Annotated in this window: 13 protein-coding genes; 9 read left to right on the forward strand and 4 right to left on the reverse strand. The window is 34.2% G+C overall.

Translation table 11 applies throughout. From position 1 onward, the window contains the following. The first annotated feature begins 65 nt into the window (after positions 1-65). The 3 genes from SSP_RS00880 (at position 66) to SSP_RS00895 (ending at position 5624) form a co-directional block, all read left to right on the forward strand. Complete coding sequence (locus SSP_RS00880) at positions 66-1145, forward strand: CdaR family transcriptional regulator (protein WP_037537494.1); 1080 nt, start codon at positions 66-68, stop codon at positions 1143-1145. 1037 nt (positions 1146-2182) lie between these two features. Beyond that, a complete protein-coding gene (ppdK, locus tag SSP_RS00890; RefSeq protein WP_011302176.1) occupies positions 2183-4816 on the forward strand; it encodes a pyruvate, phosphate dikinase in 2634 nt (877 codons plus the stop codon). Then, complete coding sequence (locus SSP_RS00895) at positions 4809-5624, forward strand: pyruvate, water dikinase regulatory protein (protein ID WP_011302177.1); 816 nt, start codon at positions 4809-4811, stop codon at positions 5622-5624. The genes ppdK and SSP_RS00895 overlap by 8 nt, the downstream gene beginning before the upstream one ends. A gap of 184 nt (positions 5625-5808) precedes the next feature. Here the strand turns inward: SSP_RS00895 and SSP_RS00900 are convergent, their stop codons facing one another. Both SSP_RS00900 and SSP_RS00905 read right to left on the reverse strand, forming a co-directional pair. Next, positions 5809-6669, reverse strand: coding sequence for an ABC transporter substrate-binding protein (locus SSP_RS00900; protein WP_041784749.1), 861 nt, complete (start codon positions 6667-6669; stop codon positions 5809-5811). A gap of 111 nt (positions 6670-6780) precedes the next feature. Beyond that, the gene (locus SSP_RS00905) at positions 6781-7326 is read right to left on the reverse strand and encodes a helix-turn-helix domain-containing protein (RefSeq protein ID WP_002482135.1); all 546 of its coding nucleotides are present in this window, start codon (positions 7324-7326) and stop codon (positions 6781-6783) included. A gap of 93 nt (positions 7327-7419) precedes the next feature. Here SSP_RS00905 and SSP_RS00910 point away from each other — a divergent pair, with 93 nt between their 5' ends. From SSP_RS00910 to SSP_RS00935, 6 genes are all read left to right on the forward strand, one after another. Then, positions 7420-8604 carry a CynX/NimT family MFS transporter gene (locus tag SSP_RS00910; protein WP_011302179.1) on the forward strand — a complete coding sequence of 395 codons (1185 nt, stop codon included), beginning with the start codon at positions 7420-7422 and terminating at the stop codon, positions 8602-8604. 220 nt (positions 8605-8824) lie between these two features. Then, positions 8825-10309 carry a cardiolipin synthase gene (gene cls, locus SSP_RS00915; RefSeq protein WP_011302180.1) on the forward strand — a complete coding sequence of 495 codons (1485 nt, stop codon included), beginning with the start codon at positions 8825-8827 and terminating at the stop codon, positions 10307-10309. 160 nt (positions 10310-10469) lie between these two features. Continuing rightward, on the forward strand, positions 10470-11855 hold the full coding sequence (locus tag SSP_RS00920) for a PLP-dependent aminotransferase family protein (protein WP_011302181.1): 1386 nt from the start codon (positions 10470-10472) through the stop codon (positions 11853-11855). Between the two features lie 103 nt (positions 11856-11958). Then, positions 11959-13272, forward strand: coding sequence for a 4-aminobutyrate--2-oxoglutarate transaminase (gene gabT, locus SSP_RS00925; RefSeq protein WP_011302182.1), 1314 nt, complete (start codon positions 11959-11961; stop codon positions 13270-13272). Positions 13273-13361: 89 nt separating this feature from the next. Beyond that, entirely contained in the window at positions 13362-14741 is a 1380-nt protein-coding gene (locus SSP_RS00930; protein WP_002482140.1) for an NAD-dependent succinate-semialdehyde dehydrogenase, read from the forward strand. A 182-nt stretch (positions 14742-14923) separates the two neighbouring features. Further along, entirely contained in the window at positions 14924-16321 is a 1398-nt protein-coding gene (locus SSP_RS00935; RefSeq protein ID WP_011302183.1) for an APC family permease, read from the forward strand. A gap of 77 nt (positions 16322-16398) precedes the next feature. Here SSP_RS00935 and SSP_RS00940 read toward each other — a convergent pair whose 3' ends face one another. Together SSP_RS00940 and SSP_RS00945 are read right to left on the reverse strand one after the other, a co-directional pair. Beyond that, entirely contained in the window at positions 16399-17406 is a 1008-nt protein-coding gene (locus tag SSP_RS00940) for a PTS transporter subunit IIC (RefSeq protein WP_011302184.1), read from the reverse strand. 179 nt (positions 17407-17585) lie between these two features. Beyond that, complete coding sequence (locus SSP_RS00945) at positions 17586-18476, reverse strand: fructose bisphosphate aldolase (RefSeq protein ID WP_011302185.1); 891 nt, start codon at positions 18474-18476, stop codon at positions 17586-17588. Between the last annotated feature and the right edge of the window lie 34 nt (positions 18477-18510).

Consider the following 18510-nt stretch of genomic DNA (forward strand, 5'->3'; position numbering starts at 1 on the left):
AAATAGGGTTAAAATATACAAAAATGATGTTATTAATTTGTATGAAAATGATAGGGGATAAAATGATGAATGTATTAACAGATGAATTAGCTGCATTAATCGTTGAGGAAACAGTAAAAAGAACGAATAGTAATATTAATATAATGAATTTTAATGGAGAAATCATTGCTTCGTTTGATAAGCGTAGAATTGGTCAAGTTCATGAAGGTGCGCGCAAAGTATTAGCGAGTGGGGATATAGTGATTTTGTCTGAAGAAGAAACGAGTTATTTACAAGGTACACAGCCGGGTATTAATTTACCAATTATATTTCAAGATAACGTAGTAGGTGTGATTGGTATTACAGGTGATCCATCAGCATTAGTGCATGTGGCTGATTTGGTGAAAATGTCCACAGAGTTGTTACTTTATCAAAATTATTTTACATATGAATTAGAAGGACAGTTACGTAGTCAGGAATTACTAATCGAGGAATTATTGAAAAGTGAACCCTCACAATCCTTTATCCAATATTTAACAAAACAATTAAATGTAGCGTTTCTAACTTATAGAAAATGCATCATTATTAATTTGGAGAAACAAATTTTTTCACGAAGTAGTATTGTACAAAGATTAGCTAAAATAATGGATAAGGCGACTTTCGCAGTCGCTTTTACTAATTATAATCATATTGTTATTTTAGCAACAGATGAGCTACAAGATGAACTGAATCAAAAAATATATCGCATTCATCAAGTATTTACATCCTTAAATTTAGATGTACGTATTGCTTCTAGTTTAGTGTTTACAAGTTTAAATGATTTTAAAAATGCTTACGAAGAATGTGAACTTGTGTTTATGTTAAACGAAGAAAATGTATCTTTCGCTTCATTTGAAGATGTGGAAGAAAAAACATTACTTTATCAGATAAATGAAGAAATAAGGGAGAGATATAAAAAAAGAATACTAGGTGAGTTAGACAATCAAAGTATTGAAACATTAAAAAGTTTATTTGAAAATGACTTGAATATTGCACAAACGGCTAAGTATCTTTATATTCATCGCAACACACTGCTATATCGTTTAGAAAAATGTAAACTACAAACAGGTTTGAACCCCAAAAAATATTCTGATGCAATCAAATTACAAATTGCTTTGTGGTGTTAAATAGTATAGACATTAAGTACAAAATATTTTATAAAATAGCTATAATCAATTAAAAAGATTACAGTATTTTTTGAGGTTTTCATTTTACAAATATGATAAGGCGAGAAAAATGTTATTTTAGTAAATACAAAAAAGCGCTTTACAAATTACACGAGCGACAATATAATAAAATTAAGTTATTACTAAATAATTCTATTAAATTTAGAATAAAAATCTTTATAGATACAAAACGTTTTGTTTCCAATCTGAATTTACTTGTTATAGAAATGGCGCCATTTTTTGAGTTATTTAGTAATGACTCACATCAATCTTGCTTTGATGTATTTAAAAAGATGGGGAGTGAATATGATGGGTATGATATGATGAGACATGACTTATTTTGTAACTAAGTTTTAGCGTAAAAAATAATTACACTACAAAACAAACAGTCTAATCACGTCAAAATTAACGTGAAGTGAACCCTTAAACTTGTTGTAATTTAATAACAAGTATTCCTCTTTCACCACTTTCAAATGATTATATATTACAGTACCTACTTGAATACGCTTTATACTATGGTATTCAGTCACTTTTAAGTGAAATGCATACATTTATAAAACCCAATGCATAGACTCTAAATTTTATCTATTTCACCTACTTTTAATTCCTCATTTTTAAGGACCAGTTTAAAGAACATATGATTTGAAATAGAAAACATTGTAACGTGAGCTATCATTTATAGGGTAGCCTTTATAAATGCGTCTATTTTGATTACTACCACCCAACCCATATCATTATTTAAGTATGTCAGGAGATATTTTCACTTAAAAGGACAATAAACTGGTGAAACAATATGGCCTCAGCAACAATGCTTTCATTGTTATTGAGGCTTTTTTTAGTCATTTAACGTACAGTTTATCAATGAGTATTTGTTTAAATAATAGACAAAAATTAAATATATTTTATTGATGTTAAATATAATGGTTGTCTTTTTCTTTTTAATGTGACATACTCTATAACAATCAGTATAACATAATAACTTATAGAGGTGATTAAGTATGACAAAATATATTTATGCATTTGATGAAGGCCAAAAAAGTATGAAAGATTTATTAGGAGGAAAAGGTGCAAATCTAGCTGAAATGAAACGCTTAGGTTTACCAGTGCCAGACGGATTCACCATTACAACGGAAGCATGTATAGAATATTTAAATAACCATTCAAAACTACCTGATTTATTACTGAAACAGTTAGATGTAGAATTGGATGCGTTATCTAAACGTATACAGAAATCATTTTCTGATGATGGTGCTTTACTCCTAGTTTCTGTAAGAAGTGGTGCAAAAATTTCTATGCCAGGTATGATGGATACGATATTAAATCTAGGTTTGAACGATGAAAATGTAAAAAAATTAGCAAATAAAACAAATGATTCGCGCTTTGCATATGATTGCTATAGAAGATTGTTGCAAATGTTTGGTCAGGTTGTTTATGGTATTCCAATGTCATCTTTTGATACATATTTTGATCAATACAAGACACAACATCATTATGAAAGCGATGCAGAAATTCCAGCCGAAGGGTTAAAAGAAATTTGTGAACATTTTAAAGCAGTTTACTTAGATGAAGCATATAAACCATTCCCACAAGAACCGATTGACCAATTAACAGAGGCAATTGAAGCAGTATTTAAATCTTGGGATAATGATCGCGCGCGTGTATATCGTCAGTTAAATGAAATACCACATGATATTGGTACTGCAGTCAATATACAGGAAATGGTATTTGGTAATAGTGGTGAAAAAAGTGGTACAGGTGTAGCATTTACGCGTAATCCTATAACGGGAGAAGCAAAGTTATTTGGAGAGTATCTACTGAATGCTCAAGGTGAAGATGTTGTAGCAGGTATTCGTACACCTAAAGATATTGAAACATTGAAAGAACAAATGCCACATGTGCATGAGCAATTTGTAAAAGTTTCAACACAACTTGAAACGCATTATAAAGATATGCAAGATATTGAATTTACAATAGAAAATGAAAACTTATATATATTACAGACACGAAGTGGTAAACGTACTGCCAATGCTGCGATTCATATCGCTGTTGATTTAGTTGAGGAAGATGTGATAAGCAAAGAAAAAGCGGTCATGAATGTTGAAGTGAAATCTATTGATCAATTATTACATCCAAATTTTGATGAACAATCATTAAAACAGACGTCAGTTATAACTAAGGTCGGCTTACCTGCCAGTCCTGGTGCAGCTAGTGGCGCAATTGTTTTTTCTGCAGAAATGGCTAAACAACAAGCAGAACAAGGGAATAAAGTGATTTTAATGCGTCCTGAGACATCACCAGAAGATATTGAAGGGATGGTTGCAAGTGAGGCAATTGTTACAACGCATGGTGGTATGACATCACACGCTGCAGTCGTAGCGCGAGGTATGGGCAAGTGTTGTGTCACAGGTTGTTCAGACTTAGAAATTAATATTACAGATAAGGTTGTACATTATAAAGGTGGTTCACTATATGAAGGTGATATCATTTCAGTAGATGGCGCCAAAGGGGATATTTATTTTGGTGAAGTTGAGACAATCCAAGCAGAGCGTAGTCATGCTTTTGAGAAATTTATGCAATGGTCAGAAGAAAATGCAAGATTAGATGTACGCATGAATGCAGAAACAGCACAAGATATTCAAGCAGGTTATCAGTTTGGTGCTAAAGGGATTGGGCTTGTTCGAACAGAGCACATGTTTTTCGCGCCAGAGCGACTCATAGAAATGCGCAGATTTATTTTGTTTGATACACAGGATAAACGTATTGCTGCTTTAAACACAATTAAGCAGTACCAAAAGAATGATTTTGAAGAAATACTAAAACTTTCTGGTGAACGACCAACGATTATTCGTTTGTTAGACCCACCGTTACACGAATTTTTACCCAATTCAAATAACGAAAAAGCAACAGTTGCAGAGCAATTGAATGTAACGATTAAGGAATTAGACCAGTATATTGAAAGTTTAAATGAAGTGAATCCAATGCTTGGACATAGAGGATGTAGGTTAGCCATTACGTATCCTGAACTTTATATCATGCAAGCAGAAGCGATTATAGAAAGTGCATTGGAGCTGAAAGCGCAAGGTGTATCATGCCAACCAGAAATTATGATTCCTTTAGTTTCCACCGTTGCTGAATTTACAACGCTGAAAGCGCAAATTATTTCACGAATTGAAACATTACAACAAGAAGCAAAAGAACATATTCATTATATGATTGGAACAATGATCGAGACACCACGTGCTTGCTTGATTGCTAGTGAGTTAGCAAAAGAATGTGATTTCTTTAGTTTTGGAACAAATGATTTAACACAGCTAACATTCGGTTTTTCAAGAGACGATGCTGGTACGTTTATTGGTACTTATTCTGAATTAGGCATTTTAGAGCATGACCCGTTCCAGACGTTAGATGTAGAAGGTATAGGTGAACTGATAAAAATTGCTTCACAACAAGCAAAATCAGCGAATCCAGACATAACAATTGGTGTGTGTGGTGAACTAGGTGGAGATCATAAATCCATTCAATATTTTAATCAATTAGACATAGATTATGTTTCTTGTTCGCCATTTAGAGTGCCGGGTGCATTGCTTTCAACTGCGCAAAGTGAAGTAGAAGGTGGCCGATTACATGTTTGATGACCAACAAGCACCACAGCTGAGATTATTTGTCATATCGGATTCTATAGGAGAGACAGCGCAACGAATGATTCATGCGACGTTAACGCAATTTCCTGACATTTCACAAATAGAGATAAAAAAATATCCATTCATTAAAAATGAAGAAGAACTGATGCATATTTTAAACAGAGCTAAAGAGTTGAATGCCGTTGTTGTTACGACATTAGTGAATCCAGATTTCAATATTGCAGGTCAACACCTTGCGAAAAAATTGCAAATTCCGTATATCGATTATATGTCTGATTTGATAGGCATTATTCAACAACAAACACAATGTAACCCCATACTAGAAAGTGGGGCATTACGTAAACTAGATGAAAATTACTTCAAGAGAATCGAAGCAATGGAGTATGCTGTGAAATATGATGATGGTAAACATTTTACAGATATTGGAGAAGCGGATGCATTGATTGTAGGTGTTTCAAGAACATCTAAAACGCCATTAAGCATGTACTTAGCAAATAAGGGCTATAAGATTGCGAATATTCCATTGGTACTAGAGGTTGATATTCCAGATGAGGTGTTTAAACATAAGCATTTGAAAGTATTTGGTTTAACTGCGAGTCCTGACTATATTTTAAATATTCGTAATGAGCGCGTTAAAATTTTAGGGTTATCGGGTCCGTCAAACTATAATAGTATGGATAGAATCAGAGAAGAGCTAATTCATGCAGAAGAAGTTTTTGAAAAATTAAATGCAACGGTTATTAATACAGAGTATAAATCCATTGAAGAATCTGCCTTTTATATTGAAAAATGCTTATAAGATGATTCAAAAAGAGAGAATAAGAGATATTAAGATAAATATACGAGTCACTGAGTACAGGAAAAATATTGGATTAGCGGCCTTGAAATTTTAATCATATTAAAGAAAAGCAGAAAAACGACCACTTCTATTTTAATAGAAATGGTCGTTTTTTTGTTAGCTTACATTGTTATGACCTCATTGCTTATGCTTCATTAAGGTTAGCTAGAGTTTCAACAATATCTTCTGAAGCGATAAGACCGCGTAATTTAGCCCAGTCATCTCTGCTTACAAAATGTACACGCTGACTTTTAACTGCTTCTAAGTCATCCCATTGATTACTATTTTGTAATTTATTTAAATCTTTATCGTTATCGTCTTCTACCATCACGATTAATCTTTCAGGGTTAACATTTGCAAGTTGTTCATAAGACATTTCTAAATAATCTGATTCTCTATAAGCAGGTAATGTGTCTGCAACTTTATCATTAAGTGCTGTTGCAAAGCCTAATTTAGTTAAAAATTCACCTACATACGTGCTATTTGAATGCGCCGTCACACCTTGTTCTGATACGACTGCAGCTAATGTTTCTTTATTTTCATCTATAGAAATTTGATTGTTAAAATCATTAACTAAAGCTTGATGTCTATCTAGACGCTCTTTAGCATCTTTAGATTTAGAAACGGCAGTACCAATACGTTGGAATACTTCTAATGTTTCTTGATAACCAGCATCGAAGCTTTTGAAAAGAATGGTAGGCGCAATTTCACTTAACTCTTCATAAATCTCTTTGTGGCGATCAGAATCACCAATAATGAGTTGTGGTGCTGATGATCTAATAGATTCAAAATCTGGGTCTAAACGTGTACCAACTGAGACATAATCGCCTACTGCTTCTCTAAGTGGTGATGTTAAATTTGTACTATCACCGTCATCGGCAATACCTTTAACATCTATATCTAAAGCAACTAATGCATCAACGAATGAAAATTCTAATGCTACTGCTGAAGTTATATCTTCTGGTAATTCACTTGTACCTAAATCATGTTTAAATTCAAAAGTCATCATATTACCTCCCTAAATTGCTTTTACTATTTATATTCCACACAATTAAAATGTGAAACATAAAAATGATGTATAGGGTTGTCATAAATGATTCAGAGGGTGTTACGTTGGTTATTGATAATACATTGTAGAAGTTAGTGCTACGATTGATGTTCCTGGATTAAAGTAACTATGAGGCAAATCACTATTAAATCGAAAAGCTTGATGATGATTGATTGTATATTGTTTACCATCGACTTCGATTTCTAATACACCGTCATTAACAATAATATACTCTTCGGAACCAGGGTGGTGAGGGTCGGAATGCATTTTGCCACCAGGTTGGATTTCCATTTTAAACATTTCGAATTTCTTGTTCTCATCATAAGGAAAGTATGGATATATTGAAACTTCCTTATCAATGAGAGGGATGATATCACTTTCGTCAATAAAATCGATTGTATCATTGGATGTAGAAGTTAATTGCGACAATGAAATATGAAGGCCATTTGCTATTTTCCATAATGTGGTAATCGTTGGATTAGATTGTCCCTTTTCAATTTGACTTAACATATTTTTGCTGACGCCTGTTGCATTCGCTACTTTATCTAAACTTAGTTGATGCTTTTTTCGATAATCGGCAATATTTTTTGCTACGATGCTTTGAATATTATACAAATATATCTCTCCTATTTACATTATAACGTACATATCGTACCATATAATGTGTTATTTTCAAAATAGACCTGATAAGGTGGTAAATGATAGATTATGGAAAATTATAGAAAAATAAAACCATTCAATTGGTTGTTATTTATAGGAATATTACTTGTCGGTGCGAATTTAAGAGCACCTATTACTTCTATTGGGGTCGCATTGCCTGATATTAAAGCGGATTTAGCAATGTCGAATAGTGCTGTTAGTGTTATTACGGTAGTACCATTATTAGCTTTTGCAGTCATTTCATTATTTGCAGCACGAACAAGTAATCAATTTGGTTTAGAAAAAACGATTTTTCTAGCCTTATGTTTAATTTTTATAGGTATTATTGTAAGATCAATGACAGAAATTTCCTGGTTATATATTGGGACAGTTCTGATTGGTATAGGTATTGGATTTGGTAATGTTCTAGCACCCGCAGTCATTAAGGCGAAGTTCCCATTACATATCGGTATCATGACGGGATATTATACTGTTGTAATGAATGTATTTGGTGGTTTATCATCATACGGTACTGCGCCATTGCTAAAGTCGTTTCATTATAATGTAGCAATAAGCTTAATCGATATCGTAACATTAGTGACGATAATTATTTGGTCATTTCAATTAAAAGGTAAACAAGAAATGGCTACAGCGTTACCTCGTAAAAGTGTGAATGTGTGGAAATCTCCAATTTCTTGGCAAATCACGATACTAATGGGCGGACAATCGCTTATATTTTATTCTCTCATCAACTGGATGCCAGCATACTTGTCGCAAAGTGGTATGTCTATTAGTGAAGCGGGCGTATATTTATCTGTGTTACAGATTTCAATTATTCCATTTACTTTTATCACACCAATATTTGCAACTAAGATGAAATCGCAATTTACATTAACTTTCGTGACAGGATTGTTGTTTATTGCGGGTGTAATCATTATGTTATGCGTACCTCAACTGGCCATTATCTCTACAATATTGATAGGTGTTGCTGGGGGAATCGCTTTTGGACTTGTTAATACGTTCTTTAGTTTACGTACAGAACATAGTCAAACGGCAGCAAAATTATCTGGTATGGCACAGTCTATTGGTTATTTATTTGCCGCTATGGGTCCGTTATTATTTGGTGTTCTACATGATATGACGGGTACTTGGATTGCATCTTTAAGTATATTACTATTTACAGCAGTTATCATTACTTTGTTTGGTTCACAAGCAGGACGTAATCGAACAATCGAACAATCACTTCAAAAGTGAAGTGTTTAACTTGATTTTATAGAATTTAGATTAAAGCTAAAATGGTAAATATACCTATAATGGCATATAATGGGTATGAATCAATGTGAAATAAATCAGATTACATTGGAGACAATTGTACTAAAATTAATATATGTATAAGTAATATAAGATTTTAGAACTAAAACATTATAGTTAAAAATATTTTTAGCTATTAGGGAAAGAATGATGAGGTGAAGTTATGCAATTAATATTTGATCCAGGTGTAAGTCCCATATATCGGGGTGTGTTAGCATTCTTCTTTGTTATCAATGTGATATTAGCCTTTGTTATAGTCTTTTTAGACAGGGATAGAAGAGATGCTACTGCAACATGGGCATGGTTGTTTTTACTTTTTGTTATGCCTGTTTTAGGATTTTTCATTTATATATTTTTCGGAAGAGGTATTCGTAAGAAACGTGAACGTGGCTTTGCGCACAATCAGATAGAAGATGGGATGAAACGAGTTCAAGCCCAACTACAAGATTCGACAAATAAAATCAGTGATTCTGATAATCCTATTGTGAGAAAACACCGTGATATTGCAACAACACTTTTAACAAAAGAACCTTCTTTTTTAAGTAATGATAATAATATTGATATTTATACAGATGGTCATGATTTATTCAGTCAAATGAAAGAAGATCTGCGCAATGCGAAAACGTATATTCATATGGAATATTATGTATTGAATTTAGATGGTTTAGGTACTGAAATCATTAATATCTTAGAACAAAAGGCAGAAGAGGGACTTGAAGTGAAGTTACTTTATGATGCAGTAGGGTCTAAATCTGTACATAAGTCGAAATTTAAAAAATTCCGAGAAAATGGCGGACAAGTGGAGGCATTTTTCCAAGCTAAAATACCATTAATCAACTTTAGAGTGAATAATCGAAACCATCGTAAAATTGTCGTCATTGATGGGATGACAGGTTATGTTGGTGGCTTTAACGTTGGCGATGAATATCTGGGTCTAAATGATAAGTTCGGTTATTGGAGAGATACACACCTGAGAGTGAGAGGTGACGGCGTTGATGCCTTACAATTAAGTTTTATACATGATTGGAACTCCCAGGCTAAGCGTGAGCAGTTAGAATATAATATGAAGTATTTTCCAGATAATGCGTACCAAGGTGGTAATGTGTCAATGCAACTCGCACTGAGTGCACCAAGTGATAATTGGCATCAAATTGAATTTGGATATATGAAAATGATTATGAATGCCAAATCCTCCATATACATGCATAGTCCATATTTTATACCAGATAAAGGTTATATTAATGCGTTGCGAATCGCCGCTAAATCAGGGGTTGATGTTCGTTTAATTATCCCTAATAAGCCAGACCATATCTTTGTATACTGGGCGACCATTACAAGCGTTGCGCAATTAATTAGAGATGGTGTGAAGGTATATACTTATGAAAATGGATTTATTCATTCTAAGATGATGATTATCGATGATGAAGTGGCAAGTGTCGGTTCATCTAATATGGATATCCGTAGTTTCGAATTGAATTTTGAAGTAAATGCCTTTATGTATGACGAACAAATTACGAAACAACTTAAAGCAGCATTTCTAGAAGATTTAAAAGTATCAAAAGAATTAACAGAAGAACGTTATAATCAACGTTCAAACTGGATTAAATTTAAACAATCCATCGCCAAATTAGCCTCACCAATATTATAAAAGTCAAAATAAGCATTTAATTTAATATAAATTTTGTTGGAATCAGTAGTTATCATCGTATAACTACTGATTTTTTTATATGATATAATTATTAGAATAATTGAAAAACATTTTAATAATATAAATAATGATTTGATAAACAAAACAATTGAGGTGTGCTATGCAACGTGATAGTAACTTATACATTTATAGACAACTATATACACAATTAAAAGAAGATATCTTAGCATTTAAATATAATAGCCATGAAAAATTACCGTCTAAGCGAGTGATGTCCAAACATAAAGATATTAGCATAAATAGTGTGAAAGCAGCGTATGAACAGTTGCTAGCAGAAGGTTATATTTACACTCAAGAACGTAAGGGCTATTATATCGAACCCATAGATAAACTGATTATCGAAAACGATAAGCAACCGTCATTAGAAACATATCATGAGCATACAGCAACAGAATTTGAATATTCATTCTCACACATGAGCACTGATATATCAGAATTTCCAGTAGATACATGGACTAAAATGATGAAACAAGTTTTTCAAAATTATGATCACTATCTATCATCTATTCCTGAAGTAAAGGGCCCTATGGAACTTAGACAATCGATTGCGAAACTAATTTCCTATCAACGCGGTATCCATTGCCATCCTGAGCAAATTGTCATAGGATCAGGCACCAATGCATTATTAACCAAATTAATTGAGCTCATGACTAAAAATATAACCATTGCAGTTGAAGATCCTGGCTATTCTCGTTTCAGAACATTGCTAGAACAAACGCGTATACATATGGAGCCAATCGCATTGGATCGTAAAGGGATTTCGTTAGAGGGCATTAAAGACATTCAACCTAATGCAGTGATTGTGACGCCATCGCATCAATTTCCAATTGGGACAATTATGCCCGTTTCAAGACGTATAGATTTATTAAATTGGGCTAGTAAAACACACAGCTATATTATTGAAGATGATTATGATAGTGAATTTAAATATGAAACAGATAATATCCCGTCTTTATTTAGTTTTGAAAAAAATGAGAGTGTTATTTACTTAGGGACATTTTCAAAAACACTGATGCCTAGTATAAGAATGAGTTATATGATTTTACCAACAAAATTAGTTAGACAATTTGAACTACAAAATCAAAACACAATTCCAGATTATTCCATGCTAAACGCTTTAACGTTAAATTTGATGATAAAAGAAGGGCATTATGAAAAGTATATAAAGAAAATGCATCAGTTATACGGTAAAAAAAGAGAGAACCTTATAGCACATTTGAGTATGGCTTTCGGCGAACATATCCAAATCAAAGATACACAAGCAGGATTGCATTTTATTATTGAAGTGAATTCTCCGTATTCATATGAAGAAATTGAAACACGTGCGAAAGAACAAAAATTGGAACTTTATACTATTAATAGATTTAAAGTGAAAGCGCTTCAAAAAAATAATGGCCCGAAAATATTGATTATTGGATTTTCAAAAATAGAACAAAATCACATACCAGAGGCAGTTCAACGTTTAAAAAGTGTACTTATTGAATAAACTGGTACCATTAAAAACCGATAACTGGTACTTTACAGAAGACCAATAATATTTTAAATTTCTAGACAATCAATGAAAATGTTTAAAACTAGGAGGTTTCATTATGTCAGAGAAATATGAATATTATAAAACGCAACGTGAAAAATATGTAGCTCGTGGTGTAGGAAACGGAAATTTACATGTAGCGGACGAGGCACAAAGTGCAACCGTTAAAGACGTCGAAGGTAATGTGTTCATTGATTTTGCTGGTGCCATTGGTACTTTGAATGTCGGACATTCCCACCCAGAAATTACGAAACACTTGAAAGCACAATTGGATAAATTTATACATCCCGGTTTTAATGTCATTATGTATGAAAGCTATTTAAATTTAGCGCAAAAATTAACGGAAATTACACCTGGTCATTTTGACAAAAAATCAATTTTGCTTAACTCAGGTGCAGAAGCTGTAGAAAATGCCGTTAAAATTGCAAGAAAATATACGGGGAGACAAGCCGTAGTCTCATTTGTAAGAGGATTCCATGGTAGAACGAATCTAACCATGTCTATGACGAGTAAGGTGAAACCATATAAATTAGGTTTTGGACCATTCGCTCCGGAAGTTTATCAAGCACCATACCCTAATATTTCTGAAAAATCTGAAGACTTATCAGATGAACTTTACACACAACATATAATCAATAAGTTACATGATTTCTTTATCGAAACGGTGGATCCGAGTGAAGTATCATGTATCGTCATGGAACCTGTTCAAGGAGAAGGCGGTTTTATCATACCTGATATCCAGTTTGTAAAAGCCGTTAAACAAATTTGTGAAGATAATGGCATTGTCTTTGTAGCAGATGAAATTCAAAGTGGCTTTGCTAGAACAGGTAAAACATTTGCGATAGAACACTTTGATGTTGAACCAGATTTAATTACGGTTTCTAAATCATTGGCTGCTGGATTCCCTTTAAGTGGTGTCGTTGGTAGAAAAGAAATCGTTGATAGCGCATCACCAGGAGAATTGGGCGGTACGTATGCGGGAAATCCATTAGCATGTGAAGCTGCACTTAAAGTGATTGAAATCATAGAAAATGAAGATTTAAATGGAAAAGCGGAACAACTCGGTCATCAACTAGAAGCATATTTAACAGCATTGAGTCAAGATTATGAGCAAGTTAAAGCTATTCGTCGTTTAGGGGCTATGGTTGCATTTGAAGTCGTTGATCCGGAAACTGGTGAACCTGACAAAGCGTTAACAGCTAAGATTATTAAAACTGCAAACGAAAAAGGCTTATTATTATTATCGGCTGGTATTAAAGGCAATGTGATTCGTTTCTTACCACCATTAGTTATTACAGATCAAGAATTAAACAAAGGTCTAAATATATTAACAGAAGTATTTGAAAAGGCCATTGAAAAGCAAACGAATTAATGAATAAGTAGCATTTATATTTTATAAGCGGAAAGGGTATGGATAAATGAAAGGGATTTTATAATTATATTTAAAAAGGGGTCGTTACCATGACAAAGTTAGAAGTAATTAATCCAGCTACTAATGAAGTTTTAGAGCGTTTAGATTATGCTACGCATGAACAAATTAATCATCAAATTAAACAAGCACATCAAGCATTTCAAAACTGGAAGAAGGTCGATGCGCACGAACGTTCAGCGAAATTAGCGCAATGGGCTCAATTAATTGATGATCATCAAGACGAACTTGCACGTCTGATTACATTAGAAGGAGGTAAGCCACTGGCAGAGGCAAAAGGTGAAGTAGCTTATGCGAACTCATACGTCAAATGGTATGCCGAAGAAGCAAAACGTGTATATGGTCGTACGATACCAGCTAATTCACCTTCGAAAAAAATTGTTATAGATAAATTTCCAGTAGGTGTCGTAGGCGCGATTACACCGTGGAACTTCCCAGCAGCAATGATTACGCGTAAGATGGCACCAGCATTGGCGGCAGGATGTACAATCATTTGTAAACCAGCAGTTAAAACGCCACTGACAACGATTAAACTTGTGGAACTTGCACATCAAGCGGGTTTTCCAAAAGATGCTATCTCCTACATTATTGCTTCAGGTAAAGACGCAGGGGACATTTTCACAAATCATAGTTTGATTAGTAAAGTGACATTCACTGGATCGACTGCTGTTGGTAAATCATTAATTGAATCATCTGCGCAACAAGTTAAAAATGTGACGATGGAGCTAGGTGGCTTAGCACCGCTTATCGTTCATAATGATGCAGACATTGAAGCGGCAGTAGACGGTACGATTGCTTCGAAGTTTAGAAATGCAGGACAAACTTGTATATGTGCAAACAGAATCTATGTTCACGAAGATATCGCCGAGGCATATAACGAAAAATTAATAGAAAAAGTGCATGCATTATCTGTAGGTGATGGCTTGAAAGAAGAGGTTAAAATTGGACCACTCATTGACAATCAAGCTGTAGAAAAAGTGTTAACACACATCAAAGATGCGCAAGAAAAAGGTGGGCAACTATCACGTAGTATTGAAGATATTCAAGCATTGGGCGGTAATTTCTTAAAACCGGTAGTCATTACGAATGCAAATTTAGATATGAAAGCAATGCATGAAGAAACGTTTGGACCAGTTGCGCCAGTGATGACATATAGTGATTTAGATGAAGTGATTAACATAGCAAATGACACAGAATTTGGCTTAGCTTCATATTTCTTCACGAATGATTATCGAACTGGATTAAAACTCTTTAATGAACTGGAATATGGTGTGATTGGTTGGAACGATGGTGGACCATCTGCTGCACATGCACCATTTGGTGGTTTGAAAGAAAGTGGTTATGGTAGAGAAGGTGGCGTAGAAGGCATAGAACCTTATTTAGAAACGAAGTATCTTTCTATACAAGAATAAAAATGCATTAGGATAAACCAAATCTTAAATAAAATATAAAATCAGTCAATTAAAGATTGAGAAAGCGATTGGTTAATCACATATGATAGGGCGGCGTTTATTAAAGTGAAATAAATACAACGCTACGCTGCGCGCTTCTCAACTTTAATTGACGTTATTGAAAATGTTATGGGGTATGTTCAATGAAATCACAATTTAATAAATCAATGAATATAGTTGATGTTTTATTTCTAGCTATTGGTGCCATGCTTGGATGGGGATGGGTAGTCTTGTCAGGAGAATGGGTATCAGCAGCTGGATTTATCGGAAGTATTGTCGCTTTTTTAATTGGTGGATTATTAGTTATTGTTATAGGCCTTACATACGCAGAGCTTGCATCAGCTATTCCGGAAACTGGCGGAGGATTTGTATTTGTTAAAAAGGCTTTTTCTCCTGGTATTGCATTCATTTCTGGTTGGTCCGTACTTTTTGGATATGTATCCGTAATTACATTTGAAGCGGTTGCTTTGCCCACAGTCATCGATTACGTCATTCCTTTTAAACATCATGGTTTTATGTGGAATATCGCTGGTTGGGATGTCTATTTAACATGGGTATTAATTGGTTCAATTGGTAGTATTGTATTAACATCACTGAATTATTTCGGCGTAAAACCAGCAGCCATCATGCAGACTGTGTTCACTATCTTTATTGTAGCAGTGGGCTTGTTGCTTGTATTTGGTGCTGGATTCAATGGCAACTTTAGTAATTTAAAACCATTCGAGAATGGTGTTGGCGGAACCATGTCCGTATTGATGATGATTCCATTTTTATTTGTAGGATTTGATGTCATTCCACAAATTGCTGAAGAGGTGAAAGCACCTTCTAAAAAGATTGGTGGCATTTTAATATTATCAATCATTGCTTCTGTTATATTTTATTTATTGATTGTATTTGGGGTAGCCACAGGACTTTCACCTTCAGCACTGAACACGAGTAGTTTAGCAACGGCGGATGCAATGGTTAATCTGTTCGGTCATAGTGGATTTGGTGTGTTACTTGTACTCGGTGGTGTCGCCGGAATTATAACCAGTTGGAATGCATTTATTATTGGTGGAAGTAGAATATTGTATGCAATGGCTAAAAATAAAATGATTCCACAATGGTTTGCCTATATCCACCCGAAATTTAAAACGCCTACGCATGGTATTTTATTTCTAGGTGTACTCGCTTTTGTAGCACCGCTGTTAGGAAGACCAGCACTTTCGTGGATTGTTAATGCAGGCGGTATTGGTGTTGTTCTAGGTTATTTACTCGTTGCAATTTCGTTTCTTAAGTTACGCAAAACGCATCCTAATTTAGAACGTCCTTACCGTATTAAAAACGGACAAATTGTTGGTATCATTGCGGTTATTTTGAGCATATTGTTTATCGTGATTTATTTACCGGGTATGCCGTCATCGTTAGCTTGGCCATCAGAGTGGTTAATTGTATTAGTTTGGTATTTGATTGCAGGTGTACTTTATTTAACTCAAAAAAGAAAGACAACAGAAGATGCCTATGTATCAATACAAGGAGACAAGCAATCAGATTATCAGTAACACTTTATATAAAACAGCCGTGTCAGTTTAATTTAACTGGCACGGCTGTTTTTAATGAAAATAGTTATGTTATTGAACTAGTTAGCGACATGGATAAGTTGATCGCCTGGCATAATCCACTGTTTTTTAAAGAAATACTTATATAAAGCAAAGCTAATGACTGCAGGCAATATAATATGGAAGATTATAATTAATAGCCAGGTTTGAAGTGAACCCCCCATGGTATTAATCGTCATAATTTGGCCAATTAAACCACTTGTACCCATACCTGCACCAGCGGCATTATTTGTCATAGGAAATAGAGTTGTCATAACTGGAGCAACAACTGCACTTGCTATTGTTGGAGGTACTAAGATCATGGGATGTTTAATGATATTTGGGACTTGTAGCATACTTGTACCAATACCAATAGATAAAATACCACTCCAACCATTATCCTTATAGCCATTTACAGCAAAGCCTACCATTTGCGCCGCACAGCCTATCGTTGCTGCACCAGCAGCTAAACCACTTAAATCAAGCATGAGTGCAAGTGCTGCACTTGAAATTGGCGCAGTAAGTGCTAAACCAAAGAGGACAGATACTAAAATTCCCATTATCAACGGTTGTTGTTCAGTTGCGACAATGATAACTTTACCTAACCCAGTCATAAACTCATTTAACGCAGGTCCAAAAAGTTTTGCGATAGCGCCCCCGATAACAATCGTGAGTAAGGGCGTAACAATGATATCGATTTTAGTCTTGCTTGCATAAAATCTACTTAATTCTACGACGATGAGTGTAGCAATATAGGCACCAACTGCACCGCCTCCAAACGTCGTATAACCTAGTGTGCCAACGATAACACACGAAAAAATAACTAGAGGTTTAGCGCCTAATCCATAAGCAATTGCTACCCCAATAGCAGCACCGGTAACTGACATTGCGACCTTACCAATTTCTGATAAAAACGATAAATCTATTTGTGGAATGAGTGTTTGATTGCCAATAGTTTCTAAGATAAGTCCAATAATTAAAGAGCCAAACAAACCCAAAGCCATAAAACTTAATGCTTCAATAACCCACCTATGCAAATGATTTTTCATTAAGTAATCTCCTTATTTTTTAATTAAATTATTTCATAAATTAATATTAGTATATAGATAGATAGTGAAGTTGGCTAGACTATATTGGGATTTTTTTCACAATCATAAAATAAAAACTGCCAGTGCGTATCGAAACGCACTGACAGTGTTGTAATTGTATTTAAATGTATTAGGATAGATTAATTTTTGTTTACAGAAGCATCATAGATAGATTCAACTGTTTCGCCTAAAATTTTGTCGAATTCTTCATCAGATTGGTTCACATTTAAATCATTGATTAATGCACGAGAGAAGCTAGCGATTAAATCTTTATTTTGTTTAAGTACTTCATTTGCATGTTCTCTGCTATAGCCACCAGATAACGCAACGACACGTACAACGTTTGGATGGTTGATTAATGATTGATATTGATTTGCTTTTGTAGGGATAGTTACTTTAAGCATTACAAGTTGATCATCGTTGAGTTTGTTTAGTTCTTCTAAAATTGAATCAGTTAAGTATGCTTCAATCTCTTCTTTGTTTTCAGCATTAATATTAACTTCAGGTTCAATAATTGGAACTAAACCAGCTGCAATAATTTGTTTAGCTACATCAAACTGTTGTTTAACAACTAAATCAATACCGTCTTTATTTAGTTCTAAGATATTAGAACGCATTTTAGTACCGAAAATTTTATGTTTATTTGCACGATTTAGTAAGTCATCTAGCTCAGGCATAGGTTTCATTAATTGAACGCCATCTTTTTGTTCATCTAAACCTTTATCTATTTTTAAGAAAGGTACAACACCTTTATCAGCTAGATAGTCCGCTGTATGTTTGCCTTCTACTTCGCGGTCCATTGTTTGTTCGAACAGAATCGCACCTACAATTTTATCTGAACTAAATGATGGTGACGACACGATACGTGTACGCATGTCATGAACGAGTTTGAACATTTCGTCTTCACTGTCATATTGATCTTCTGTAACGCCGTAGTCACGTAACGCTTTAGGTGTACTACCACCACTTTGGTCTAATGCAGCAATGAAGCCTTTTCCATTTTTTACTTTGTCAAATTGTTCTTGATTCATTCTTACCACTCCTTTTACTATATTCTCTTATAGT

Source organism: Staphylococcus saprophyticus subsp. saprophyticus ATCC 15305 = NCTC 7292, from assembly GCF_000010125.1.
GTDB classification, from domain to species: Bacteria; Bacillota; Bacilli; order Staphylococcales; family Staphylococcaceae; genus Staphylococcus; species Staphylococcus saprophyticus.

Coding starts and splice junctions, on each gene's coding strand:
- SSP_RS00935 (WP_011302183.1), top strand. CDS start 14,924: ATGAAATCACAATTTAATAAATCAATGAATATAGTTGATGTTTTATTT.
- cls (WP_011302180.1), top strand. CDS start 8,825: ATGCAATTAATATTTGATCCAGGTGTAAGTCCCATATATCGGGGTGTG.
- SSP_RS00945 (WP_011302185.1), bottom strand. CDS start 18,476: ATGAATCAAGAACAATTTGACAAAGTAAAAAATGGAAAAGGCTTCATT.
- SSP_RS00940 (WP_011302184.1), bottom strand. CDS start 17,406: ATGAAAAATCATTTGCATAGGTGGGTTATTGAAGCATTAAGTTTTATG.
- SSP_RS00900 (WP_041784749.1), bottom strand. CDS start 6,669: ATGACTTTTGAATTTAAACATGATTTAGGTACAAGTGAATTACCAGAA.
- SSP_RS00880 (WP_037537494.1), top strand. CDS start 66: ATGAATGTATTAACAGATGAATTAGCTGCATTAATCGTTGAGGAAACA.
- ppdK (WP_011302176.1), top strand. CDS start 2,183: ATGACAAAATATATTTATGCATTTGATGAAGGCCAAAAAAGTATGAAA.
- SSP_RS00910 (WP_011302179.1), top strand. CDS start 7,420: ATGGAAAATTATAGAAAAATAAAACCATTCAATTGGTTGTTATTTATA.
- gabT (WP_011302182.1), top strand. CDS start 11,959: ATGTCAGAGAAATATGAATATTATAAAACGCAACGTGAAAAATATGTA.
- SSP_RS00930 (WP_002482140.1), top strand. CDS start 13,362: ATGACAAAGTTAGAAGTAATTAATCCAGCTACTAATGAAGTTTTAGAG.
- SSP_RS00920 (WP_011302181.1), top strand. CDS start 10,470: ATGCAACGTGATAGTAACTTATACATTTATAGACAACTATATACACAA.
- SSP_RS00895 (WP_011302177.1), top strand. CDS start 4,809: ATGTTTGATGACCAACAAGCACCACAGCTGAGATTATTTGTCATATCG.